This window comes from Actinomadura alba, from assembly GCF_014323705.1.
Taxonomy (GTDB): domain Bacteria; phylum Actinomycetota; class Actinomycetes; order Streptosporangiales; family Streptosporangiaceae; genus Actinomadura_C; species Actinomadura_C alba.
Map to the genome: position 1 here is coordinate 262,194 of NZ_JABVEC010000004.1, position 24,107 is coordinate 286,300.

At 71.9% G+C, this 24,107-nt stretch carries 19 protein-coding genes; 15 read left to right on the top strand and 4 right to left on the bottom strand.

Features of this window, described 5'->3' with window-relative positions; all coding sequences use genetic code 11:
- Positions 1 to 48: 48 nt before the first annotated feature.
- Entirely contained in the window at positions 49 to 1,983 is a 1,935-nt protein-coding gene (locus HKK74_RS41310) for a fused MFS/spermidine synthase (RefSeq protein WP_187242523.1), read from the bottom strand.
- A gap of 495 nt (positions 1,984 to 2,478) precedes the next feature.
- On the opposite strand from HKK74_RS41310, the gene HKK74_RS08510 reads away from it, so the two are divergent.
- The 6 genes from HKK74_RS08510 (at position 2,479) to HKK74_RS08535 (ending at position 7,240) form a co-directional block, all read left to right on the top strand.
- Positions 2,479 to 3,552, top strand: coding sequence for a M24 family metallopeptidase (locus HKK74_RS08510; RefSeq protein ID WP_187242524.1), 1,074 nt, complete (start codon positions 2,479 to 2,481; stop codon positions 3,550 to 3,552).
- Between the two features lie 31 nt (positions 3,553 to 3,583).
- Entirely contained in the window at positions 3,584 to 4,144 is a 561-nt protein-coding gene (efp, locus tag HKK74_RS08515) for an elongation factor P (RefSeq protein ID WP_187242525.1), read from the top strand.
- Positions 4,141 to 4,560: a transcription antitermination factor NusB gene (nusB, locus tag HKK74_RS08520; protein WP_376771517.1), complete on the top strand. Its 420-nt coding sequence runs from the start codon at positions 4,141 to 4,143 to the stop codon at positions 4,558 to 4,560. The genes efp and nusB overlap by 4 nt, the downstream gene beginning before the upstream one ends.
- A gap of 57 nt (positions 4,561 to 4,617) precedes the next feature.
- On the top strand, positions 4,618 to 5,421 hold the full coding sequence (locus tag HKK74_RS08525) for a methyltransferase domain-containing protein (RefSeq protein WP_187242527.1): 804 nt from the start codon (positions 4,618 to 4,620) through the stop codon (positions 5,419 to 5,421).
- A gap of 19 nt (positions 5,422 to 5,440) precedes the next feature.
- A complete protein-coding gene (locus HKK74_RS08530) occupies positions 5,441 to 6,691 on the top strand; it encodes a DNA polymerase IV (RefSeq protein WP_187242528.1) in 1,251 nt (416 codons plus the stop codon).
- 156 nt (positions 6,692 to 6,847) lie between these two features.
- A complete protein-coding gene (locus HKK74_RS08535) occupies positions 6,848 to 7,240 on the top strand; it encodes an SCO2097 family morphological protein (protein WP_187242529.1) in 393 nt (130 codons plus the stop codon).
- Between the two features lie 63 nt (positions 7,241 to 7,303).
- Here HKK74_RS08535 and HKK74_RS08540 read toward each other — a convergent pair whose 3' ends face one another.
- From HKK74_RS08540 to HKK74_RS08550, 3 genes are all read right to left on the bottom strand, one after another.
- On the bottom strand, positions 7,304 to 9,763 hold the full coding sequence (locus HKK74_RS08540; RefSeq protein ID WP_187242530.1) for a transglutaminase TgpA family protein: 2,460 nt from the start codon (positions 9,761 to 9,763) through the stop codon (positions 7,304 to 7,306).
- Positions 9,760 to 11,127, bottom strand: a complete 1,368-nt coding sequence (locus HKK74_RS08545) for a DUF58 domain-containing protein (protein ID WP_187242531.1) — start codon at positions 11,125 to 11,127, stop codon at positions 9,760 to 9,762. The genes HKK74_RS08540 and HKK74_RS08545 overlap by 4 nt, the downstream gene beginning before the upstream one ends.
- 97 nt (positions 11,128 to 11,224) lie before the next feature.
- On the bottom strand, positions 11,225 to 12,208 hold the full coding sequence (locus tag HKK74_RS08550) for an AAA family ATPase (protein ID WP_312881343.1): 984 nt from the start codon (positions 12,206 to 12,208) through the stop codon (positions 11,225 to 11,227).
- A 471-nt stretch (positions 12,209 to 12,679) separates the two neighbouring features.
- On the opposite strand from HKK74_RS08550, the gene mraZ reads away from it, so the two are divergent.
- From mraZ to ftsW, 9 genes are all read left to right on the top strand, one after another.
- On the top strand, positions 12,680 to 13,111 hold the full coding sequence (gene mraZ, locus HKK74_RS08555; RefSeq protein WP_187242532.1) for a division/cell wall cluster transcriptional repressor MraZ: 432 nt from the start codon (positions 12,680 to 12,682) through the stop codon (positions 13,109 to 13,111).
- A gap of 230 nt (positions 13,112 to 13,341) precedes the next feature.
- Complete coding sequence (rsmH, locus tag HKK74_RS08560; RefSeq protein ID WP_187242533.1) at positions 13,342 to 14,403, top strand: 16S rRNA (cytosine(1402)-N(4))-methyltransferase RsmH; 1,062 nt, start codon at positions 13,342 to 13,344, stop codon at positions 14,401 to 14,403.
- Positions 14,400 to 15,062, top strand: coding sequence for a cell division protein FtsL (ftsL, locus tag HKK74_RS38990; RefSeq protein WP_222722002.1), 663 nt, complete (start codon positions 14,400 to 14,402; stop codon positions 15,060 to 15,062). Before rsmH ends, ftsL begins: the two co-directional genes overlap by 4 nt.
- 275 nt (positions 15,063 to 15,337) lie before the next feature.
- Positions 15,338 to 17,071 (top strand): peptidoglycan D,D-transpeptidase FtsI family protein, encoded by a 1,734-nt coding sequence (locus HKK74_RS08565; protein ID WP_222722048.1) that lies wholly within the window; start codon positions 15,338 to 15,340, stop codon positions 17,069 to 17,071.
- A 91-nt stretch (positions 17,072 to 17,162) separates the two neighbouring features.
- Positions 17,163 to 18,722 (top strand): UDP-N-acetylmuramoyl-L-alanyl-D-glutamate--2,6-diaminopimelate ligase, encoded by a 1,560-nt coding sequence (locus HKK74_RS08570; protein WP_187242534.1) that lies wholly within the window; start codon positions 17,163 to 17,165, stop codon positions 18,720 to 18,722.
- Positions 18,719 to 20,155, top strand: a complete 1,437-nt coding sequence (locus HKK74_RS08575) for a UDP-N-acetylmuramoyl-tripeptide--D-alanyl-D-alanine ligase (RefSeq protein WP_187242535.1) — start codon at positions 18,719 to 18,721, stop codon at positions 20,153 to 20,155. The genes HKK74_RS08570 and HKK74_RS08575 overlap by 4 nt, the downstream gene beginning before the upstream one ends.
- Positions 20,152 to 21,210: a phospho-N-acetylmuramoyl-pentapeptide-transferase gene (mraY, locus tag HKK74_RS08580; protein WP_187242536.1), complete on the top strand. Its 1,059-nt coding sequence runs from the start codon at positions 20,152 to 20,154 to the stop codon at positions 21,208 to 21,210. The genes HKK74_RS08575 and mraY overlap by 4 nt, the downstream gene beginning before the upstream one ends.
- Positions 21,207 to 22,721, top strand: a complete 1,515-nt coding sequence (gene murD / locus HKK74_RS08585) for a UDP-N-acetylmuramoyl-L-alanine--D-glutamate ligase (RefSeq protein ID WP_187242537.1) — start codon at positions 21,207 to 21,209, stop codon at positions 22,719 to 22,721. Before mraY ends, murD begins: the two co-directional genes overlap by 4 nt.
- Before the next feature lie 75 nt (positions 22,722 to 22,796).
- Positions 22,797 to 24,092 (top strand): putative lipid II flippase FtsW, encoded by a 1,296-nt coding sequence (gene ftsW / locus HKK74_RS08590; RefSeq protein WP_187242538.1) that lies wholly within the window; start codon positions 22,797 to 22,799, stop codon positions 24,090 to 24,092.
- The last annotated feature ends 15 nt before the right edge of the window (positions 24,093 to 24,107 follow it).

Genomic DNA, 24,107 nt, shown 5'->3' on the forward strand with positions numbered 1-24,107 from the left:
GGGTGAAGGGCCTGACTGTCACGTTCGGGCCGCAGGCGTGGCGGGGTGTCACCTGACCCGCAGCATCTCTGCTGTGGGGGTGTGAGTGTCGCGCCAGACGGGGCCGCCCGGCCCGATCGGGTGCCATCGTGATGTGCCAGCTGTCAGGGCCTTGAGGTCGGCGTCGGTGGGTGCGGCGACCACCCACGTCGAGGCCGTCTCGATCCGGCGGGAGTCGGCCTGGCCATGCGCGACGGCGGCGGCCAGCCCGGCGGCACGGGCGGTGGCCCCCAGCATCGGCACCAGGTCCAGATGCTCGTTGTCGGCGTGGATCGCCAGCACACCCCCTGGCCCTAGTTTGCGGGCGTAGGTACGCAGTGCCTGGCTGGTGAGCAGGTGCCGGGGAACGGTACCGGTGCCGAACGCGTCCAGCACGATCAGTCCATAGGTGCCGTCGGCCGCTCCGGCCAGAGCCCGGCGGCCGTCGCCGCCGATCACCCTGCTCCAGGCGGGGCTGTCACGCAGGTAGGTGAACCGCCGTTCGGTGATCCGGCGGACGGCCGGATCCGCCTCATAGAAGTCCATCTGCTGTCCGGGCCGCCCGTAGGCCGCGACGGTGCCCACACCCAGGCCGACCACGGCCACCGGGCCGCCCGCGGCCGGGCGGGCGAACACCTCCGCCAGCGGCCCGCCGCGCCCGTAATGGGCGGTCGGTTCGTGGCGGGTGTCTCCGGACGGATACTGGTAGCCCAGCAGCGCCCGCCCGCCGTACAGGACCTCCCAGCCGTTATTGAAGCGGGTCTCATACGCGCCTAGCGGCCCACGCTCGCGTGTCTGCGCCATCGTGGACTGCCCCAACACCAGCGCAATCGCCGGAGCCACCGCCGCCACCGCCGTGATCCAGGGACGCGATGCCACCACCACCCCCCAGATCAGAGCAAGCGGCACCCACCACGGCGGTCCCACATGCTTGTAGGCCCACACCACCAGCAGCGGCCACGCCGCCAACGGCACCGACAGCACCCACCACGCCCAAGGCCGTTCCCGCCAACGCAGAGCGCCCCGGGTAGCCCCTGCCACCAGCGGAACGATCGCTAGAACGGTGACCGCGAACGTCAGCTCGGCGTCCCAGCCGAAGAGCAGCGGAGCCAGCAGCCCACCGACCGCCACGCCCAGCGCACCCCCGGCGGACACCGCCACCGGGAACTCCCCCCGCGCGTGCGCATCAAGGCGGTCCAGCGCCAGGAGACCGTGACAGGCGAGCCCTCCCAGCAGCACCAGACCCACCCCGGCCGGTATCCCCGCGGCCGGCCGCAGCCAGTAGGTATCCGTATGCAGCACCCACGGAGCGAATACCGCCACCACGGCCGCGAACCTGGCCACCGGCGTCGTCCAGGCCCGCATCATCCGGACACGCCCCGCCAGGGCGAATGCCACCACCAGACTCATCAGATAAGCCGCCAATGGCACTACCCATATCGCCGGGATCGCAGCCACCGTCATCGACAGGTGAGTGGTGACCGCCGCCATCAACCCCGACGCGACGGCGGCCAATCCCACCCAACGCAACCGGCGCGGCCAGGAAACCGCCACGACCGGCGACTCCGTCGCTTCCTGGGCGCTTGTTCGGCGGCTTCCGATCAGCGGGTCCGTGTGCAGCCCACCCCGCCGAGCTCGTACGGTCAGGCCGCAGCCCACCAGCAGCACGAGAAAGAACACCAGCCCGGCCGCCCACCACCCCAACTGAACCGTCAAGGGGGCCATGGGCTCGATCAGGACTGGATAGGAGATCAGCGCGACCACACCGCCCGCACCGGCGGCCGCCCAAAGCAGCCCAGGGCTCTCGACGCCGAGAAATCCGCAACACCGCGACCAGAGCCGCCGTCCCGCCGCCGGCAGCATCCAGCCGCCACCGGCCACCGATATCGGCAGCAGCCACCAGCCTGGTGCCGCCCCCTTCACCACCAGGGCCACCGGCACGGCGCCCATGATGACGAGTCCCACTGATATTCCCGGCCACGACCAATGTGACCACGCAAAACCCGCCATGGTCGATAGCTGAAAGAACAACACGCACGCGTTCCACGCCGCCGCCGACTCTCCCCAAGAGGACGCCAGAGTCTCGGCGACCATCGGCACCGCCACCAGCAAGAGCCCGGCGCCCACGGCGGCGGTGCAGGCCAATAGCGTCGACAGAGCAGGGTCTGGCTTCAGCGTCGTTTCTCTGGCCTCAAAGACGCCCTTCGGCACCGACTTCACAAGCGTGGTCAAGGCACACTCCCCGTACAAGCACCACGGCGGGACTTCAGGACGCCAATGATGCAGGCCACCTCGGGCGCCCACACCGAGGACGGAACCGGGTGCGTATTCTTTTTGCCGGTCATTAGGCGCCACGCGGCGTGAGTATTGCGTCGGGTTGTAAGAACAGCGGTGTAACTCCGGGGAGCTGTCCCACGTGGGGCCGACCGCACCGGACGCCGGGGTGGATACAGTCACGGCATGCCCGATATCCACGCCCTGCGCCGGAGCCTGCTGGCCGAGGCCGTCGCGCGCCGTGACGCCGAGGCGGCGCTCATCACCGCCCTGGTCAACGTCCGCTACCTCACGGGACTGGCGAGCTCCAACGCCGCCCTGCTCGTCCACGCCGACGGCACGAGCGTCCTGTGCACCGACGGCCGCTACGCGGGCATCGCCGCGTCGATCTGCCCCGAACTCGAACTGGTCGTCGAGCGCCTGTCGGCGAGGGCGCTGACCGAGCGCGCGGCCTCCGCGGGCGTGCGCAGGCTCGCGTTCGAGGCGCACGCCGTCACCGTGGAGGCATACGGCGAGCTCACCGGAGCCGGGCCGGAGCTGGTGCCCCTGGGCCGGGCGGTGGAAGAGCTCCGCACGGTCAAGGACGAAGGCGAGATCGACCTTCTGCGCGAGGCCTGCGCCATCACCGACCAGGCGTTCACAGACGTGCACACGAAGATCGCGCCCGGCGTGACCGAGCGGGAGATCGCCGTCGCCCTGGAGCGCCGGATGGTCGACCTCGGCGCCGAACGGCCCGCCTTCGAGTCGATCGTGGCGAGCGGCCCCAACGGCGCGATCCCGCACCACCGCCCGGGAGCGCGCGCCATCGAGGTGGGTGACCTGGTCACCATGGACTTCGGCGCGTTGTACGGCGGCTACCACGCGGACATGACCCGTACCGTCGCCGTCGGGCACGTCGCCGGCTGGCAGCGAGCCGTCTACGACCTGGTCGCCGCGGCGCAGCGTGCGGGGAGCGCGGCGGCCGTGCCCGGTGCCGATGTCGGCGACGTGGACGCCGCCGCCCGTGACATCATCAAGGCGGCCGGTCACGGGGACGACTTCTCCCACGGGCTCGGGCACGGCGTGGGCCTGGAGATCCACGAGGCACCGCTGCTCGGGTACGACAAGACCGGTAAACTGGTTGATCGGGTTCCGATCACCGCCGAACCCGGCGTGTATCTGGCCGGCCGAGGCGGGGTCCGCATCGAGGACACACTGGTGGTCCGGGCGGACGGCCCGGAACTCCTCACCAAGACGACCAAGGAACTGCTCGTACTGTGACGGGCGTTCCGCGTACGGGAGAGACGACCTAGTGGCGACGACGAACGACCTCAAGAACGGCCTGGTGCTGAAGCTCGATGGTGGTGACCTGTGGGCCGTCGTGGAGTTCCAGCATGTCAAGCCCGGTAAGGGCGGCGCGTTTGTCCGCACCAAGCTGAAGAACGTGCTCTCCGGCAAGGTGGTCGACAAGACGTTCAACGCCGGCGTCAAGGTCGATGTGGCGAACGTCGACAAGCGGGAGATGCAGTACTCGTACAAGGACGCCGACGAGTTCGTCTTCATGGACACCGAGACCTACGACATGCTGCACGTCTCCGGCACGACGGTCGGCGACGCCGCCAACTACATGCTCGAGAACACGCTGGCGACGGTCGCCATCCACGAGGGCTCCCCGCTGTACGTCGACCTGCCCGCCGCGGCGGTGCTCGAGGTGACGCACACCGAGCCGGGGCTGCAGGGCGACCGGTCCACCGGCGGCACCAAGCCGGCGACGCTCGAGACCGGCGCCGAGATCAAGGTGCCGCTGTTCATCACCACCGGTGAGAAGGTGAAGGTCGACACCCGTTCCGGCGAGTATCTCGGCCGCGGCTGATGGCCGCACGCAGCAAGGCGCGCAAACGGGCGTTCGAGGTGCTCTTCGAGGCGGAGCAGAGAGGGGTTTCGACCGGGGACGTGCTCGGCCGGCGCAACCGGCCCGAGGCCGAGGAACTGGCCGAGTACGGTCACGCCATGCGGTTGATCGAGGGCGTCGAGGCACACCGCGAGCGGATCGACGAGCTGATCGCCACCTACGCGGTCGGCTGGACGCTCGACCGGATGCCCGCCGTCGACCGCACGATCCTGCGCCTGGGCCTCTACGAGCTGTTGTGGGTCGACGACGTACCGGACGCCGTGGCGATCAGTGAGGCGGTGGCCCTGGCCACCGACTTCTCCACGGAGGAGTCCCCCCGGTTCGTCAACGGCCTGCTCTCGCGGTTGCAGCAGCTCAAGCCGTCGCTGGCGCTCTGACCGCCGGAAACGGAGATCGTGTCGGCAACGTCCGGCGCCGTGACTATGGTGGGGTCGATGACCGACGTGAGGAGCGACGCCGTGGCCGATCGGCTGGGCGACCGTCCGGGGAGCAGGCCCGGCGCCCGCGGGGCGAGCAGGGTCCGGACCGCCGTCGTATGGGAGATCCTGCGTGAGGTGCTCGACCAAAGCGCCAAGGCGTCCGGGCGCGCCGCCCTCGACGTGGTCGACGCGGGCGGCGGCACGGGCGGTTTCGCCGTGCCGCTCGCCGAACTCGGGCACCGGGTCACCGTCGTCGACGCCAGCCCCGACGCCCTCGCCGCGCTCGAGCGCCGTGCGGCCGAGTCCGGCGTCACCGTCAACGCCGTGCAGGGGGACGCCGACGATCTTCTGGGCATGGTCGGCGCGGCGAGCGCCGACCTCATCCTGTGCCACAGCGTCCTCGAGTACGTCGACGATCCCGCGCTGGTCTTCGCCGCCATGGCCCGTACCGTCCGGCCCGGCGGGGCGGTCAGCGTGCTCGTGGCGGGTCAGGTGGCGACCGCGCTGCACCGGGCGGTGAACGGCCACTTCGACGACGCCCGCCGCGTGCTCGCCGATCCCGACGGCCGATGGGGCGACCGCGATCCGATGCCCCGGCGCTTCACGCGCGAGTCCCTCGCCGAACTAGCCGGTGTGGCGGGCCTGCGGGCCGGTGAGGTGCACGGCGTACGGATCTTCGCCGACCTGGTGCCGGGCGGCCTCGTCGACGGCGACCCCGAGGCGGCCGAGGCGTTGATCACCCTGGAGGCCGCCGCCTCCACCCACCCCGTCCTGCGCGACCTCGCCACCCAGCTCCACCTGCTGGCCCACCGCGGATGACCGCGAGCGGGGCGGGCCGATGAGCAGGAAGCAGCAGTTGCACCGGCCCGGGCCGCAGCCGGGGCCGCCGGGCGACGACACGGGCTGCGCGATCCTGCACGTCGACATGGACGCCTTCTTCGTCAGCGTGGAACTGCTCAGCCGTCCCGAACTGCGCGGCGCACCGGTCGTGGTCGGGGGAGCCGGTCCGCGCGGGGTCGTCGCGGCGGCCTCGTACGAGGCACGCGGCTACGGCGTGCACTCGGCCATGCCGATGACGCGGGCCCGGCGCCTGTGCCCGATGGCGGTGGTGCTGCCGCCTCGGCACGACGTCTACGCCGAGGTCTCCGCCGCCGTCATGGAGGTGTTCCGCTCGATCACCCCCCTCGTCGAACCGCTCGCCATGGACGAGGCTTTCCTCGACGTCAAGGGGGCCCTGCGCAGGCTCGGCCGGCCGGCCGAGATCGCGCGGCTCATCCGGGCACAGGTGAGCGAACAGCAGGGCATCACCTGCTCGGTGGGGGTGGCGAGCACCAAGTTCGTGGCCAAGCTGGCCTCCACCCGGTGCAAGCCCGACGGCATGTTCGTGGTGCCGGCGGGCGGCGTCATCGACTTCCTGCACCCGCTGCCCGTGGCGGCCCTGTGGGGCGTGGGCGAGCGTACCGAGCAGACCCTCACGCGCCTCGGCCTGCGGACCGTCCGCGATCTCGCGCAGGTGCCGCTCGGCGCGCTGCAGCGCGAGCTCGGCGACGCCCTCGGCGCGCATCTGCACGAGCTCGCCTGGGGCCGGGACCCGCGGCCGGTCGTCGCGACCGGTCAGGACAAGAGCATCGGTGCGGAGGAGACCTTCGACCACGACATCGACGACCCGACGATCATCCGGCGGGAACTGCTGCGGCTTTCCGAGAAGGTCGGCGTGCGATTGCGGTCGGCCGGGCACGTTGGGCGCACGATAAGCGTCAAACTACGTATGGCGGACTTCAAGACGATGACCCGCTCCCGCACGCTGCGGGAGCCTACGGATCTGTCTCGTGTGATCTATGCCACAGTATGCGAATTGTACGATGTGGCAGGGCTCGATCGGACACCGCTGAGACTCGTCGGCGTACGCGTGGAGAATCTCGGCTCCGCCGAGGAGACCCCCCGCCAACTGGCGCTCGGCGAACCGGATACCGGCTGGCGGGAGGCCGAGCGGGTCATGGACCAGGCGGCGAGCAAGTTCGGCGCGGGGGCCGTCCGGCCGGCGGCGCTCATGAGACGTGGTGACGGTAGTGACACGAGGGAGAGATGACGATGATCGGAGCGCGTGATCACCGCTGCGCGCGGTCCTCTCCGGGACGTTTTCTTTCGAACGCTCGCTCCGCCTCGTATTCTGGGCATATCACCAATAGCCAGGGCCCCGTCCGGCGATGCGTTCTCAGCCGTGGGGCAGTCGTTGGGAGGCACCGTGCCGCTCTCTGAGCACGAGCAACGTCAGCTCGACCAGATCGAGCGGGCGTTGTACGCCGAAGATCCGAAGTTCGCCCACGCGGTCCGCTCGACGAACCCCCAGGCGCACTACCGGCGTCGGATCGTCAAAGCCGCACTCGGCTTCGTGCTGGGCGTGTGCGCTTTGATGGCCGGCCTTGTCGTCAACGTCATGCCGATCAGCATTGTGATCAGTTTGACCGGGTTCGCGCTGATGTTCGTCTGCTGTGTCTGGGGACTGGTCAGCTGGAAGCGCATGACCGGGGTGGGCACTGAACCGGAGACGCCGCAGAAGAGGCCCGCTCGCTCGGAGCGCAGCGGCTTCATGGAGCGGCTCGAGGAACGCTGGCGGCGCCGGTCCCAGGGCGAGTGACGGCCGTCCCGGTCCGTCGCACCACGGCCGGGCGCGTCACCGCCCGGCCGGCACGTCCGCCCGTCAGCCGCGCCGGCGGGGTGGCCTGCTCAGCCGGGTGACCAGCAGCTCGATGGCGTCGAGCGCGCGTCCCGCCGCCTGCCGGAAGCCGATCAAGGCGGAGGGCGGCACCAGCCTGGCCCGCCACCGGGTGAGCCACGACACCGAGCGGGCGAAGGCCTCGCGGACCAGCCGTGAATCCGCGCGCAACGACTCCACATCGGCGGGCACGGGCGCGTAGCGCGCCCGTTCCTCGGCGAGGGCGATCCGGCCCAGCGCGCCCTCGGCCTCGGCGTCGAGCCGCAGGTGTTCGGCGAGCCGGCGGGAGGTCGCGCGCGGGCTCTCGTTGGTCCGCCAGGGCAGCCGGTGATCGATCGCGTCGGTCCTCAGCTGAGTCCAGGCGGCGTTGGCCCGGTCGCGGGCCTGCTGCGGCACCGGTTCGTCACGCCCCGGGGGCGGCCGTTCGGACGCCTCGCCGGGCCGCGCATGGCCGAGGACGAGCGTGTAGCCGGCACGCCGCCACCGGCGCCTGCGATTCAGCGTCGCGAGGGTCATGGGCGCCATCATGATCAACACGATCAGCGCGACCACGGCGATCCACGCCGGTGAGAGCCACCATCCTCCCGACTCCTGGGGCAGCTCCGCTCCGCCCGCCAGGTCGGGATCGTCCGGCCGGGCACCGGGAGTCGCGCCGGGCGAGGCGCCCGCGGCACCGGCCGACTCGCTCGGCGTGGGCGTGGCCTCGGCGCCCGGCGCCGGCGCTTCGCTCGCTGAGGCCGGCTCGCTGTACGGGGGGACGCTCGCTGTGCCCTGGCCGACGACGCCCGAAGGCGTCGGTTCGAAGCGCACCCACCCGGCGCCCTCGAAGTACAGTTCCGGCCAGGCGTGGGCGTCCCTGGACCGCACGATCCAGGAACCGTCGGTCGCCTGGGTGCCCGCCGTGTAGCCCATCGCCACCCGCGCCGGAATGCCGAGGGTACGGGCGAGAAGGGCCATCGACGCGGCGAACTGCTCGCAGTAGCCCCGCTTGCTCCGGGTCAGGAAGTCGACGAGGTCGGACACGTGCTTGGGCGACTGCTTGGACAGGTCGTAGGTGAACTCTCCCGACCGGGTGAACCAGGCCTGTAGCGCCACGGCCTTCTCGTACAGCGATGGGGCGTCCGCGGTCTGGTCCATCGCCAGCCGCCGGACGCTCTCGGGGACCTGACGGGGGATGTCGAGGTAGCGGACGGTGATGTCGGCCGGAGCCCGGTCGGAAGCGGTGGCCAGCTGCGCCTGCGTCGGCTGCACGCGCAGGCTGTCCACGGAGTAGGTCCGCCCGCCCGCGGCGTCGCGAAGGGAGTAGACCATGAGCGACCGCGGGTCGACCCGCCAGTCGCCCTCGACGGCGATCTGGACCGGTGGGTACGGCATCGGCAGGAACGTCATGTCCCTCACCCGGCGCTCGATCCGGATCCGCGTATTGACCGGCTGGGTCGGCGCGAAGCTCAGTCCGGCCGCGGCCGGAAGCGCGCCGCCGTCGATGGGGTTCGTGACACCGTTCCGCAGGGGGGTGTAGGTCCACCGGTCGCCGTCGAACCGGTCCAGGGCGTACATCCGGAGGTAGTCGGGCCGTTCGGTGGCGTTGGTGCGATAGGTCAGCACGACCGCGTCGTCCTGGCGGGCCAGTTCGCGCTTGAGGCTGACGAGCGGATCGAGGGTCGTGACCGTCGCCGAACCGGACCCCCCGCCCCTTCCGGCTCCGCCCATGCCGAACATGCCGCGCGGATGGATGCCAGGGATGACGGTCGGCAGCAACACCGCGATCGCCACGGCGGTGAGCCCGACGCGATATCCGGTGGCGGCCAGTGCGGCGGCGCCCGGCTGCTCACGAGGGGCCGCCGCGGACCAGCGGCGAGTGAAGACGGGCCGGCCCCAGCCGTTCACCTGCTCGCTCGAGTCGGCCAGCAGCAGCCCCATGAATCCCACCGCGCCGAGGAGGAACGCGACCCAGCTCACGCTCTCCTCACGGACCGCGGCCGGCACGCTGTACATCGCCAGCAGGGGCAGCCCCGCCGCCGCGGCCCGCCGCAGCCGCACGACCAGGAAGTCCACCAGGACGGCGACCAGCCCGATCCCCAGCGTGCCCATCAGCTCGACGCCGGGTCCCAGCGGGACCGGCGCCGCGTACTTGTTCGCGACCTGCCAGCCCTCGTCGAGGAGCTCGTTCAGGCCGTTCAGGGACGCCGGGGTCGGGATGATCCCGAGGAGGGCCTCGGCGGGGGTGTACACCACGGTGACGTACAGCAGCATCGTGACCAGCCCGGCGACGATGTCGACCGGCACGGGGAGCCGGAACCGGCGCGCCAGCAGGCCCGCCGCCGCCGCGGCGAGCACGGCGCCGAAGCCGGGCACCACCCACTTGGCACTGTCGTACAGCGGATACAGCCCGATGGAGCTCAGCAGGGTCGCCGCCGCGGCGACGGCGGTAAGCCTCATCTTCATGCCTCGTCCCCCGGGTGGTGGCGGGTGTGATGGCGGGCGCGCGACCCGTTCCGCGTCGCGCCGTCTTCGCGGCCATGCCTTCCCCGGCCGGTCACGCGGTGGCGGACGGCGTTGAGCCCGGCGTTCTCCGCGGCCTGGTCGGCGGTGGCCCAGACGCTCGCCAGCGCGCCGGCCGAGGGGATGATGACGACGCGCCAGCCGGCCGCACGCAGGATGTCGGCCGCCGTGCGGGTCGACGGGTCCGGCGGCGCGCCCTGCTGCGCGGTCACGTCGACGAGGACCGCGACGCAGGTGGAGTTGCCGCGGCGGACCATCGCGACCGATCGTGCCTCGGCGGCGTCGAGCGCGGCGAACACGCCCACCACCAGGCCGTCGCCCTCCCGTCCCGAACCCGAGGCGGCGCGCAGGGCGGTGAGACCCGCCGTCAGCGACCGGGCGTCGGAGGTTCGCACCGTGGCGAGGACGTCGAGCAGCGCGCTGTCGAAGACACTCGACGGCGACAGGGTCTCGCCGGTGTCCGTCACCAGGCGGAGGCCGAGGCCCTCCTGGCTCAGCCATATCCCGATCGAGGCGGTCACCGACACCGCCTGCTCGAAGGACGAGGCCGGCCCCTCACCGCGGTGCACGCGGCGCCGCGTGTCCAGGAACACGCTTCCGCTGCTCTGCCAGTGCTGCTCCTCGCGCCGGACCATCAGCTCGCCGTAGCGTGCCGTCGAGCGCCAGTGCACCCGGCGCAGATCGTCGCCCTGCCGGTACTCGCGCGGGGCGATGTCGTCGTCGCCGGTGCTCGACATCGTCCGGGCCCGGCTCTCTCCGCTGCCCGTCCAGGCTCCGCTCACCCGGCCGCGCGGCAGCGGCACCAGCGCGGGCGTCACCGTCAGCGTGTCCGAGAGGCTGAACGACCGGTCGAGCTCGACCAGCCCGAACGGATCGGCGAGCCGGACCGACAACGGGCCCACCCGGTACCGGCCGCGCACGTCGGAGCGGACCCGGTAGCTGAGCTCGCGCGCGCCGTGCGGTTCGATGCGGTCGAGCACGAACCTGGCCTGCGCGCCCAGGGCATAGGGGACCCTGTCCTCGACCAGCAGCAGCCCGGTCGGGAGCCGCGAGACGTTCTCGAGGCGCAGGTCGACCCGTGCCTCATGGCCGACCGGCAGGCGGCTCGGCTCCAGCCGCCGGGCGCACGCGAGGCGGTAGCGGGTCCGCGAGACGGTGATTGCCGAGAGCAGCGGCAGTGCGAGGACGAGCAGCCCCGCCCTGAGCAGGTCTCGCTCGCCCAGCACGAAAGCGCACAGGATCGCGGTCACCCCGGCGGCGGCGAAGGATCGACCCCGGGTGGTGAGGGCGGCGATAGTCCTCTTCATCTTCCAGTCCACGATCGAGCGGACCCGCTGACTCGCAGGCGGCGCTGTCTTGTCCCGCGGGTGAGCGCGCAGGCGCGCTCACCCGCGCTGGGTGGTTTCAGCCGTGCCGGGGGTTCGGAACCGGTACCCGCTCGACGATGTCGGCGACGACCTGCTCCGGCAGCCTCCGCTCCAGCTGGGCCTCCGAGCTCGGCAGCAGCCGGTGCGCCAGCACCGGCACGGCCAGTTCCTGCAGGTCGTCGGGCAGCGCGTAGTCGCGGTCGTTCAGGGCGGCGTGCGCCCTCGCGGCCCTGACGAGGTGCAGCGTGGCCCGGGGAGAGGCGCCGAGGCGCAGCTCCGGGTGGTTGCGGGTGGCCGTTACCAGGTCGATCGCGTACTGCCGAACGGCGGAGGAGACGTGCACCAGCCGTACGACCTCGATCAGCTCGCGGACGTCATCGGCGTAGGCCACGGGCACGAGCCGGTCGAGCGGTGAGGACTGCCCGTGCACGTCGAGCATCTCCAGCTCGGCGCCGGGATCCGGGTAGCCCATCGAGATCCGCGCGGTGAACCGATCGCGCTGAGCCTCGGGCAGTGGATAGGTGCCCTCCATCTCGACGGGGTTCTGGGTGGCGACCACCATGAAGGGCCGTTCGAGTACGTACGTGGTGCCGTCGACGGTGACCTGCCGCTCCTCCATGCACTCCAGCAGGGCGGACTGCGTCTTGGGCGAAGCGCGGTTGATCTCGTCGCCGACGACGATGTTGGCGAACACCGGGCCCGGCTTGAACTCGAACTCGCGTAGTTCCTGGTTGTAGGCGCTGACCCCCGTGATGTCGCTGGGCAGGAGGTCCGGGGTGAACTGCACCCGCCGGACCGAGCAGTCGACCGAGCGGGCGAGTGCCTTGGCCAGCATGGTCTTGCCGACCCCGGGCACGTCCTCGATGAGCAGGTGCCCTTCGGCCAGCAGGACCGTGAGCGCCAGCCGTACGACATCCGGCTTGCCCTCGATGACCGATTCGATGGCACCCCGGATCCTGCCCGAGACCTCCGCCAGCCCGTCCAGCCCGCGGCCGATGTCGCCTTGCGTGCTTACTGCCACTAACCCTCCTCAGCCGCTCGCGCGGCCGGCGGTCGCTATGTACCTCATGTCGCCGTACGTCCTTCCGGCGAGCCGAGCGATGTCACCCATTTTGTGTGCCTTACCGACAGTACGTCGTCGGACGTTCGTAAGCGATGTTCACGCGCCCGTCCGGCCGGCGGTGATGCGGGTGTTCATGAGTACGTCACTTCTCCCGGTTCATTTGGCCCCACCACTCTGCCGCACCGGCGTCTCCGCCACTCCCCGGACGGGGAACGAGGACGATTTCCCCTCAACTCGGCCGCATGACGCGGCGCGCCACCCCCCGGCCGCACCGCGCCGCCCCTTTCCGCTCCACCCCGATGACCTGGGTATTCGTCGCTCGACACAGCCTGGGACGGGAGTTTTGACAGTTGACGGTGGGGAAGAGTGGAGTACAGTGGTGCGCCGTGGAGGGCGGCAGTGCTCCACGGGGCGCGGGAGGTGGGGCCGATGTTTCTCGGCACCCATTCACCGCGCCTTGACGAAAAGGGACGACTTTTCCTACCGGCCAAGTACCGCGAGGAGCTGTCGGGGGGATTGGTGATCACAAAGGGTCAGGAACGCTGCCTGTACGTCTTCCCCATGGCAGAGTTCCAGCGCATCACCGAGGCGCTCCGCACGGCGCCGGTCACCGCGAAGGCCGTGCGGGACTACAGCCGGGTCTTCTTCGCCAGCGCGTCCGACGAGGTTCCGGACAAGCAGGGGCGGATCACGATTCCGGCGGCACTGCGCAACTATGCGGCGCTGACGAGGGACTGCACCGTCATAGGGGCCAACACGCGTTTGGAGATCTGGGACTCCCAGGCATGGGAGACCTATCTCGAACAGCAGGAGCAGGAGTTCTCCGACCTGTCCGAGGAGGTGTTGCCCGGGATCCTATGACGGTTGAGTCGTCGGTCCTGAGACCGATGTCGGCCCACGTTCGGCCAGGTCTCCACCCGCTCTCCACGTCAGCTGGCGCAGCTTCCCCGGCGCCAGATGGCACCCCGCCTCCCGGCGGGTCTTCCCAGGGCAGCGGATGGGGACCTGGCCGGGCGAGGCCGCCGGCGGCCGGCGACTTCGGGGGAGATGGCCACAGTCCGCGAGCGGTGGCGCCACCAGGGGGTGACGAGATGCACAATGACGACAACACGGCCGGGTCCGGTCACGTACCGGTCATGCTCGGTCGCGTCATGTCGCTGCTGGCCCCCGCGCTGGCGCACCCCGGTCCCGGTGGACGCGACCCCGTGTACGTCGACGCGACCCTCGGCCTGGGCGGTCACGCCGAGGCGATTCTCCAGGCGCATCCACGGCTCCGGCTCGTGGGACTCGACCGCGACACCACCGCACTCGAGCGGTCCCGCGAGCGGCTCGCCCCCTTCGCGGATCGCGTCAGCCTCGCTCACGCCGTCTACGACGAACTGCCCGGCGTGCTCTCCGACCTCGGCGTCGCGACGGTCCAGGGCGTGCTGTTCGACCTGGGGGTGTCCTCGCCGCAGCTCGACGAGACCGAGCGCGGCTTCGCCTACTCCCATGACGCCCCGCTCGACATGCGGATGGACCAGACGCGGGGGATGACCGCAGCCGAGGTCGTGAACACCTATCCGACCGAGGAGCTCGCGCGGATCCTGCGGGTGTACGGCGAGGAGCGTTACGCGCGCCGCGTCGCCGCCGCCATCGCCCGCGAACGCCGCACTGAGCCGTTCACGTCCACGCGGCGGCTCGCCGACGTGGTGCGCGCCGCGATCCCGGCGGCGACCCGGCGTACCGGCGGCCATCCGGCCAAGCGAACCTTCCAGGCACTGCGCATCGAAGTGAACGCCGAGCTGAGCACATGGGAGCGAGCGCTGCCCGCCGCCCTGGACGCGCTGTCCGTGGGCGGGCGAGTGGTCGTGCTCTCCTACCACTCGCTCGAGGACCGCATCACCAAGCAGGTGCTCGCCGCCGCCGCGGCCGACACGACACCGCCGGGGCTGCCCGTTCCACTGCCGGATCGCGAGCCCCGGTTCCGGCTGCTCACCCGCGGGGCCGAGCAGCCCTCCGACGACGAGACCACGACCAATCCGCGAGCCGCGTCGGCGCGTCTGCGAGCCGCCGAGCGGATCCGGGAGACGGGGAGCGGGCCCGGCGTAGAGGCGCGTGAACGCGCCGCCACGCGGAGCCCGCGGGCGAGGGAACGAGGAGGCACGGCATGACCACGACGACCACGCGTTCGCCGCGGTCCGGGCGCGGGGGCGCCGAGGACACCAAGGCCGCGAAGCCATCGGCCGGGACGCGGCCGGCTCCGGCGAGCCCCTCACGTCCCTCCACGCGTCCGAAGGCGTCCCCACCGTCGCGCGAGGCCACGCGGACGGGCGGTGCCCAGCCGGCGCGCGCCCAGAGCCCGCGGACGGCGCGGGTCCGGAGCATCCAGACGGCGCCGCCCCGGGCACCTTTCGTCCTGCTCGTGGTCGGGCTGCTCGGGGGAGCGCTGGTCAGCCTGCTGCTGCTCAACACCGTGCTGGCCGAGGACGCGTTCACGCTCACCAAGCTCCAGCGCAGCAACAAGCAACTGAACCAGCAGCGCCAGGCACTGCAGGAGGAGATCGCGCGCGAGGAGGCCCCGGAGAGGCTGGCCCAGAAGGCCAAGGCCCTGGGCATGGTGCAGCCCACGCGACCGGCGTTCGTCGACGAGCAGGCCCGCCGGGTGATCGGCGCCAGGGTGCGGCCGGTGCCGCACCCCGCCGCGGCCGCCGCCGGTGCCGCCGGCGTGGTGGCCGTACCGGGAGCGGTCGTGCCCGGCGACGGGGTCACCGCCCGGGGCGAGCCGGCCGAGCCGGTCCGGCCGGGTGCGCCGGAGGGCGGCCGCAGGTGACGACGCGGCGCGGCCGCGGCCCCGCCCCGCCGCCTCCGGGGCGCAAGGGGAACAGCAGGGGCCGGCCACCGGGCGGCCAGGGCCCGGCCCGCGCCACCGGCGGGGCGGGGCGTTCGGGCGGCGGGGTACGCGGAGGGACCCCGCGTCGCACGCCCCGGGCCGACGGCACGAAGCCCCAGCGGCCCGCGGCGACCCCGCGCCGCGGTGGCAAGGGCACCGGCGCCCGCCGCCCGGCGAAGGCGTCCGCGCCCCCGAGGCCCAGGTCACGCGTCCCCATGCGCCGCCGCGACCCGATCAAGCGGCTCAACGTCGGCCTCCTGCTCATCGCCTTCGTGCTCTCCCTGTTCGCCGGCCGACTGGTGCAGCTCCAGGGCATCGAGTCGCAGCAGTACGCGCAGCAGGCGATCCGGCAGCGCCTCGTCAAGATCGATCTGCCCGCCACCCGCGGCGAGATCACGGACGCACAGGGTACGAAGCTCGCCATGACGGTCGAGGCACAGGCGATCTTCGCCGATCCCGTCATGGTCCGGCCCGGCGAGCGGCAGCGGATCGTCGAGGCCCTGGCGCCCATGCTCGGCCTCGACCCGGCCAAGGTGCTCAAGGCCATCAGCACGCCGGACAGCCGCTTCGAGTACATCGTCCACGGCGTCAAGCCCGACCAGGCGCGGATGGTGCGGGCGCTCGGGTTCGAGGGCATCGGCACGTTGCCGGAGTACCGCCGGGTCTACCCCGCGGAGTCGCTCGCCGCCAACGTCATCGGCTTCGTCAACCGGGACGGGGAGGGCGGCGGCGGGCTCGAGCACGGCATGGACCGCGTTCTCGCCGGCCGCGACGGCTGGCAGCGCGTGGAGATCAGCAGGGACGGCCAGCACATCCCGATGGGAGAGGACCAGTCGAGCAAGCCGGTGCCCGGCCAGGGCCTGCGGCTCGCTCTCCTCAGCGACCTGCAGTACAAGGCGCAGCAGGCGATCACGAACCAGGTCCGGGCCACCAAGGCCCTGAGCGGCAGTGTCATCGTGATGGACCCGCGGACCGGGCACATCCTGGCGATGGCGATGGCACCCGGATTCGACCCGAACGACTACGGCCGCTCGAGCCCGGCCGCCCGATCCAACCCGGCGGTCGAAGAGGCGTTCGAGCCGGGCAGCACCAACAAGGTGATCACCGCCGCTGCGGTGATGGAGAAGGCCGGCGTCACCGCCGAGACCCCCTTCACCGTCCCGGACCACATCTACCGGCAGGGCCGCAAGTTCCAGGACTCGCACACGCACCGCACCGAACGCCTCACCTTCGGCGGGATCCTGGCCCAGTCCAGCAACGTCGGGACGATCCTGGCGAGTGAGAAGATCAACCCCGAGACGCTCTACCAGTTCATGCGCGCCTTCGGCTTCGGCGAGCCGACCGGGGTGAAGCTCCCCGGCGAGACCATGGGGATCCTGCACCCGCCCGCCAAGTGGAGCGCGACCGACCGCTATCCGATCGCCTTCGGCCAGACGGTGTCGGTCAACGCCCTGCAGATGGCCAGCGTCTACGCCACCATCGCCAACGGCGGCGTTCGCGTCGCTCCGACCCTGGTCACGGGCACCACGGACGAGAAGGGCCGCCTCACCCCGGCGCCCGAGCCGGCCAAGCGGCGGGTGATCAGCACTCAGACGGCGAAGGAGATCACTCGCATGCTCGAGGGGGTCACCACGACGGAGGGCACCGCGCCGGCCGCGCAGATCCCGGGCTACCGGGTCGCGGGCAAGACCGGCACGGCCGAGCGGCCCAATCCGCGCTGCCACTGCTACCGGGGCGGGGGCTACACCGCGTCCTTCGCCGGGTTCGCGCCCGCCGACGATCCCCAGCTCGTCGTCCAGGTCGTGCTGCAGGCCCCCAAGGGCAGGTACTACGGTGGCGAGGTGGCGGCGCCGGTGTTCAAGGATGTCATGTCCTTCGCGCTGCAGACCCGCAAGGTCCCGCCGACCGGTAGTGGGTCACCGAAGATCCAGATCTACGCCCGCGGCTGACCAAGGCGGGTACTCTCTCGCCGTGGCCCCAGCAGCAACCCGACAAGAGCGTTCCAGCGACAGCAAGCCGTCCCGTACCGAAAGAGCCGTCATGCGCCCGACGACCAACACACCCCGGCCGCTCGCCGGGCTGGCGCGGATGCTCGATCCCGCGTACGAGGGGGGCGATGCGGGCACGTACGCCCAGGTGATGGTCACCGGCATCACCCATGACTCTCGCCACGTCCGTCCCGGCGACCTCTACGCGGCACTGCCCGGCAGCAGCGTCCACGGCGCCGACTTCGTCTCCCAGGCCGCCGCGGCGGGCGCCGTGGCCGTCCTCACGGACGCGGCCGGCCGCGAGCGCGCGGCCCGCACCGGGCTGCCGGTGCTCGTGACGCCCGACCCGCGCGCGGTGCTCGGCGCCGCCGCCGCGTGGGTGTACGGCGAGCCCGCGCGGGACCTGACGCTCATCGGGGTGACGGGCACCAGCGGTAAGACGACCACCGTCTACCTCCTCGAGGCGGGGCTGCGGGCCGCCGGGGCCGAGACCGGAGTGATCGGGACCGTCGAGACCCGGATCGGCGGCACCCGGCTGCCGAGCTCGCTGACCACCCCCGAGTCCACCGACCTGCACGCGATCTTCGCGATGATGCGCGAGCGCCAGGTCGGCGCGGCCGCCATGGAGGTCTCCAGCCACGCTCTCGAGCAGGGGCGGGTCGGCGGCGCGTTCTACGACGTCGCGCTCTTCACGAACCTGTCCCAGGACCATCTCGACTACCACCCGACCATGCAGGCCTACTTCGAGGCCAAGGCCCGGCTGTTCACGCCGGAGTACTGCCGGGTCGGCGTGGTGAACCTCGACGACGTGTACGGGCAGACGCTGCTCGACATCGCCGAGGTGCCGATGACGACCTTCTCGGCGGTGGGGGACCCCTCGGCCCACTGGCGGGCCGACGACGTCCGTCTCGGCGCCGACGGCAGCGTCTTCCGGATCGTCGGGCCCGGCGGTGTCGAGGTCGACGCCGCGGTGCAGCTGCCCGGGCCGTTCAACGTGGCGAACGCCCTCGGGGCCATCGTGGCGCTGGTCGAGGCGGGGATCGCGCTGCCGACGGCCGTCCAGGGCGTCGGTTCGCTGACCGGCGTCCCCGGCCGGCTGGAACGGGTCGACGAGGGTCAGGACTTCGTGGCCCTCGTCGACTACTCGCACAAGCCCGGGGCCGTCGAGGCCGTGCTGACCGCGCTGCGGCCGGTCACCGAAGGACGGCTCATCGCGGTGCTCGGCTGCGGCGGAGACCGCGACAAGGGCAAGCGCCCGCTCATGGGCGAGGCCACCGCCAGGCTGGCCGACGTGGCGATCTTCACCAACGACAACCCGCGTTCCGAGGACCCTCTCGGCATCCTCGCCGCTATGGTCGAAGGCGGCCTCAAGGTGCCGCAGAGCGAGCGCGCGCACGTCATCGTGGAGCCCGACCGGGCGGCCGCGATCGAGCTGGCGATCGGCCGGGCACACCGGGGCGACGTCGTGATCGTGGCCGGCAAGGGCCATGAACAGGGCCAGTACGTCGGTGGTGAGGTTCTCGCCTTCGACGACCGCGAGGTCGTGCGCACGGCCCTGCGGGGGCGGCGGGACGACCGGTCGCACAGCGAGGGACGGGGGAGCCGGGCGTGATCTCACTTTCGCTCGCGAAGATCGCTGAGATCACGGGGGGCACCGCGCACGGAGCGGACGGCGCCGCCACGGTCACGGGTCCCGTCGTCATCGACTCCCGCACCGTCCAGCCCGGCGCCCTGTTCGTCGCGGTCCGCGGTGAACGCGCCGACGGCAACGACTTCGCCGCCGCCGCCGTCGCCGCCGGCGCGGCCGGAGTGCTGACCGACAGCCCCCCGGACGGCGACGGCGTGCCGGCCGTCGTCGTCGACGACGTGGTCAAGGCACTCGGGGTGCTCGCGCGCGCCGTCGTGGCCGGGTTGCCCGACGCCACCGTGATCGGGGTCACCGGGTCCTCCGGCAAGACCTCGACCAAGGACCTCATCGCGCAGCTCACGGTCCGCCGCGGACCGACGGTGGCGCCGGTCGGGTCGTTCAACAACGAGATCGGGCACCCCCTCACGGCGCTGCGCGCCGACGAGGACACCCGCTACCTCGTGCTGGAGTACAGCGCCCGGGGAATCGGCCACATCGCCTACCTCACCGAGGTGGCCCCGCCGCGCGTCGGCGTGGTCCTCAACGTCGGCACCGCCCACATCGGCGAGTTCGGCAGCCGCGAGATGGTCGCCCGCGCCAAGGGCGAGCTGGTCGAGGCACTGCCCCCGGGCGGTACGGCGATCCTCAACGCCGACGACCCGCTCGTGCGCACGATGGCGGCCCGTACGCCCGCGCGCATCGTCACCTTCGGCCGGGCACCGGACGCCACCGTACGCGCGACCGAGGAGTGGCTGGACGAGGCGGGACGGCCGCGTTTCTCGCTGGTCACCCCCGAGGGCACGCTGCCGGTCTCCATGCGGCTGCACGGCTCGCACACCGTCGGCAACGCGCTCGCCGCCGCGGCGGCCGCCCGCGAGGTCGGCATGCCACTGCACGAGATCACCGAGGCGCTGTCGGAGGCCACCGCGGTGAGCCGGTGGCGGATGGAGGTCAGCGAGCGGAGCGATGGGGTCACGGTCGTCAACGACGCCTACAACGCCAACCCCGAGTCGGTGCGCGCGGCGCTCGACGCGCTCCGGCACATGTCCCGCGGCGAGGGCACCGGTACCCGCCGCGCCTATGCCGTACTGGCCGGGATGGCCGAGCTGGGCGCCGCCTCGGTGACCGAGCACGAGAAGATCGGGCAGCACGCGGCGCGATGCGGTCTCGCGGGACTGATCGTCGTCGGGCCGGACGCGGCGCCGATGCTCGAAGGAGCCAAGCAAGTCGGGTCATGGACGGGAGAGTGTGTACAGGTGGATGACGTCGGCGCCGCGGTGGCGGCGCTGAACGAGCGGCTCCGGCCGCGGGACGTCGTACTGGTGAAGGGTTCCCGCGTCGCGGGGCTGGAGCGGGTCGCCCAGGCACTGCTCGACGACGGGCCGGACGAACGGCCGGGGGGGAGGACCGGCGCGTGACCAACATCCTCATCGCCTCGGCGGTCTCCTTGTTCATCGGCATCGTCGGTACCCCGGTGTGGATCCGGCTCGTCTCCCGCCTCGGATACGGCCAGATGATCCGCGAAGAGGGCCCCAAAGCCCACCTCGACAAGCGCGGCACACCCACCATGGGCGGTGCCGTGTTCGTCGTCGGGTCGGTGATCGGCTACGCCGCCGCGCACCTGCTCACCGGGTCTCCGCCCACCTGGTCGGGGGGGCTGGTGCTGATGCTCATGGTCGGCCTCGGCGTCGTCGGGTTCGTCGACGACTACATCAAGGTCTTCAAGCAGCGCAGCCTCGGCCTGCGGAGTAGTGCCAAGGCGATCGGCATCGTGCTGATCGGCGTCGTCTTCTCGGTCGGGGTGCTGAACTTCCCGAACGGCTACGACGTCACGCCCGCGACGACGCACCTGTCGTTCCTGCGGGACTTCGGCCCCTCGATCGGCCCGTATCTGTTCGTGGTCTGGGCGCTGATCCTGATCCAGGGCGTCTCGAACGGGGTCAACCTGACCGACGGCCTCGACGGTCTCGCCGCCGGGCCGGCGGGCATGGTGCTCGCCGCCTACGTGATCATCGGTAACTGGCAGCTGCGCAACAGCTGCTTCGACAACGCCCTCGCGCCGAACTGCTACAGCGTCCGCGACCCGCTCGACCTCGCCGTCGTCGCGGCCGCGGTGCTCGGCGGAGTCTTCGGCTTCCTGTGGTGGAACGCGCCCCCCGCGAAGATCTTCATGGGCGATACGGGTTCGCTCGCGCTCGGCGGCGTCCTCGTCGGCCTGGCGATCACCACCCGCACCCAGTTCCTGCTCGCCATTCTCGGCGGGCTCATCGTGATCATCACGCTGTCGGTGATCATTCAGGTGGGCGGCTTCAAGGCCACCGGGAAACGGGTGTTCAAGATGGCCCCGCTGCAGCACCACTTCGAGCTGTCCGGCTGGGCCGAGACGACGATCGTCGTGCGGTTCTGGCTGATGTCGGCCCTGTTCGTCGCCATCGGCCTCGGCGTGTTCTATCTCGAATGGGTGCCCAAATGACCGATGCCCGCGGGCCTTCCCGCCCCGGCCGAGGCGATCGGCCCCGGGCGGGCGGGCGGAGCGGGACGGCCGACGGCGGTGACGCCGTCCGGCCGGGCACAGCGGTCTGCGTGGCGGGGCTCGGCGTGTCCGGACTCGCCGCCGCCCGTGTGCTGGCCGAGCGCGGCGCGCGCGTCACGATCGTGGACGCCCGTGACGACGGGCCGCGCAGAGAGCAGGCCGCCGAGCTGGAGCGCCAGGGCATCACGGTGCGCCTGGGCGACGGTGCGACCCTGCCGGCCGGCACCGAGATCGTCGTCACCTCGCCCGGCTGGCGGCCGGACGCCCCGCTGCTCACCGCGGCGGCCGAGGTCGGCGTCGAAGTCCTCGGCGAGGTCGAGCTCGCCTGGCGGCTGCGCGGGCCCGGCGCCGCGCCGTGGCTGGCGCTGACCGGGACCAACGGCAAGACCACGGCGGTCCGCATGCTCGCCTGCATCCTCACCGCCGCCGGGCATCGGGCGATGGCCGTCGGCAACGTCGGCACCCCCATCGTCGAGGCGGTCGCATGCGCGCCCGCGACCGGCGGCGAAGAGCCCGCGGGCGGGCATGACGTGCTCGCCGTGGAGTTGTCGAGCTACCAGCTGCACTGGTCCGACACGGTCGCCCCCTACGCCGCGGCCGTGCTCAACGTGGCGCCCGACCACCTCGACTGGCACGGTTCGATGGAGGCCTACGCCGCCGACAAGGGCAAGATCTTCGTCTCAGCTGCGCTGGCCGTCGTCAACGCCGACGACCCGTGGTCGGTACGGCTGGCCGAGGGCGCGGGCCGCACGGTCGGCTTCACCCTCGGCACTCCCGCGCCCGGACAGCTCGGCGTCGTCGACGGCCTGCTCGTCGACCGGGCCTTCGTGCCCGACCCGGCGACCGAGGCGGTCGAGCTCGCCGAACTGCGCGACATCCGCCCCTTCGCCCCCCACAACGTCGCGAACGCCCTGGCCGCCGCCGCCCTGGCCCGCGCCTACGGCGTTCCCACCGAGGCGGTGCGCGAGGGGCTGCGCGCCTTCCGGCCCGATCCGCACCGCAACGCCCCGGTCGCGACCGTCGCCAAGGTCGACTACGTCGACGACTCCAAGGCGACCAACCCGCACGCCGCCGCGGCGTCACTGGCCGCGTACGACTCGATCGTGTGGATCGCGGGCGGCCTGCTCAAGGGCGCCGACGTCGACGACCTCGTCCGATCGCGCGCGGACCGGCTGCGCGGCGCCGTACTGCTCGGAGCCGACCGGGCACAGATCGCGAGGGCTCTTGCGCGACACGCGCCAAATGTCCCGGTGGTGGACGTCTCCGGCACCGAGACTGAGTCCATGGACGACATCATGGACAGGGTCGTGGCCGAGGCGACGCGCCTGGCCGCGCCGGGCGACACGGTGCTGCTGGCCCCGGCCGGGGCGTCGTTCGACATGTTCACCAGCTATGGGGCCCGGGGCGACGCGTTCGCCGCGGCCGTCCGCCGGCTCGCCGAGACCCGCTGACGCCATGAGCGACCGGAGCGACGAGGGAAACCGCCGCCTCGAAGCGCCCCGAGCCGCCGCGCCGGAGGCGCGGCCATGACCACCGCACCGAGCAAGGCACCCGACAAGGCGGCCGCGGCGGCCGACCGCCCTCATGACGACGATGAGCGCCCGGGAGTGCGAGGGCAGGTGGTGGCCGTGATCGGGCTGCTCGACCGGCCGCTCACGTCGTACTACCTGGTGCTCGGCTGCTCGGTGCTGCTGCTCACCCTCGGTCTCACCATGGTGCTGTCGGCCTCCAGCGTGAAGCAGCTCCAGGCCACCGGCTCGGCCTTCACGCTCCTGCAGAAGCAGGCGATGTGGGTCGGCATCGGGCTGCCGCTGATGTGGCTGGCGGCCCGGCTCGCCCCCAAGGCGTTCCGTGCGCTGGCCTACCCGCTGCTGCTCCTGTCGGTGCTGGCGCTCGTGCTCGTCCTCGTGCCCGGGCTCGGGCAGACCGCGGGAGGTGCCACGCGCTGGCTCCGGTTCGGCGGGGGCTTCCAGCTCCAGCCGTCGGAACCGGCGAAACTCGGTCTCGTACTCTGGGCCGCCGACCTGCTCGCCCGCAAGGAGAAGCTGAGACAGCTGAACGAATGGCGGCAGCTGCTCATGCCGCTGCTGCCGGGCACCGGCCTGGTCGTGCTGCTGGTGATGCTCGGCAACGACCTCGGCACCACGCTGGTGCTGCTCACGATCTTCCTCGCCGTGCTGTGGGTGGTCGGCGCGCCCGCGCGGCTGTTCGTCGGCATCACCGGCCTGATCGGCGTGCTCGTCGCCATCCTCATCGTGGTCGAGCCGTACCGCATGCGGCGTCTCACCGGCTTCCTCGACCCGACCGGCGATCCGCTCAAGGACAACTACCAGGGCCTCCAGGGGCTCTTCGCCGTGGCGTCGGGCGGGTGGTTCGGCACCGGACTGGGCGAGGGCCGGGCGAAATGGCAGTATCTCCCACATTCCGAGACCGACTTCATCTTCGCGATCATTGGGGAAGAGCTCGGACTGGTCGGTACGCTTGTCGTGCTGGGGCTGTTCGGGCTGCTTGCCTACGCGGGCTTGCGGATCGCGCGGCGGGTCAAGGATCCGTTCATGCGCCTGGCCGCCGCCGGCGTCACCGCGTGGGTGGTGGTCCAGGCGATCGTGAACATCGGGGCGGTCATCGGTGTGCTCCCCATCACGGGCATCCCGTTGCCGCTGGTCTCCTACGGGGGATCCGCCCTGATCCCGACCCTGATCGCGCTCGGGATGCTGCTGTCGTTCGCGAAACGGGAACCCGGAGCGCGCCAGGCGCTTGCCGCGCGGGGCCCCGGACCGGTGCGACGGGCCCTAAGCTGGCTGGGCCTGGCACGGCGATAGGCGTGTGATCTGGTG

Excerpts from the sequence above, each read along its gene's own strand:
- ftsL (WP_222722002.1), top strand. The coding sequence starts at position 14,400 with ATGACCACGACGACCACGCGTTCGCCGCGGTCCGGGCGCGGGGGCGCC.
- HKK74_RS08570 (WP_187242534.1), top strand. The coding sequence starts at position 17,163 with ATGCGCCCGACGACCAACACACCCCGGCCGCTCGCCGGGCTGGCGCGG.
- HKK74_RS08510 (WP_187242524.1), top strand. The coding sequence starts at position 2,479 with ATGCCCGATATCCACGCCCTGCGCCGGAGCCTGCTGGCCGAGGCCGTC.
- HKK74_RS08525 (WP_187242527.1), top strand. The coding sequence starts at position 4,618 with ATGACCGACGTGAGGAGCGACGCCGTGGCCGATCGGCTGGGCGACCGT.
- HKK74_RS08565 (WP_222722048.1), top strand. The coding sequence starts at position 15,338 with ATGCGCCGCCGCGACCCGATCAAGCGGCTCAACGTCGGCCTCCTGCTC.
- HKK74_RS08545 (WP_187242531.1), bottom strand. The coding sequence starts at position 11,127 with ATGAAGAGGACTATCGCCGCCCTCACCACCCGGGGTCGATCCTTCGCC.
- rsmH (WP_187242533.1), top strand. The coding sequence starts at position 13,342 with ATGCACAATGACGACAACACGGCCGGGTCCGGTCACGTACCGGTCATG.
- ftsW (WP_187242538.1), top strand. The coding sequence starts at position 22,797 with ATGACCACCGCACCGAGCAAGGCACCCGACAAGGCGGCCGCGGCGGCC.
- HKK74_RS08530 (WP_187242528.1), top strand. The coding sequence starts at position 5,441 with ATGAGCAGGAAGCAGCAGTTGCACCGGCCCGGGCCGCAGCCGGGGCCG.
- mraZ (WP_187242532.1), top strand. The coding sequence starts at position 12,680 with ATGTTTCTCGGCACCCATTCACCGCGCCTTGACGAAAAGGGACGACTT.
- HKK74_RS08540 (WP_187242530.1), bottom strand. The coding sequence starts at position 9,763 with ATGAAGATGAGGCTTACCGCCGTCGCCGCGGCGGCGACCCTGCTGAGC.
- murD (WP_187242537.1), top strand. The coding sequence starts at position 21,207 with ATGACCGATGCCCGCGGGCCTTCCCGCCCCGGCCGAGGCGATCGGCCC.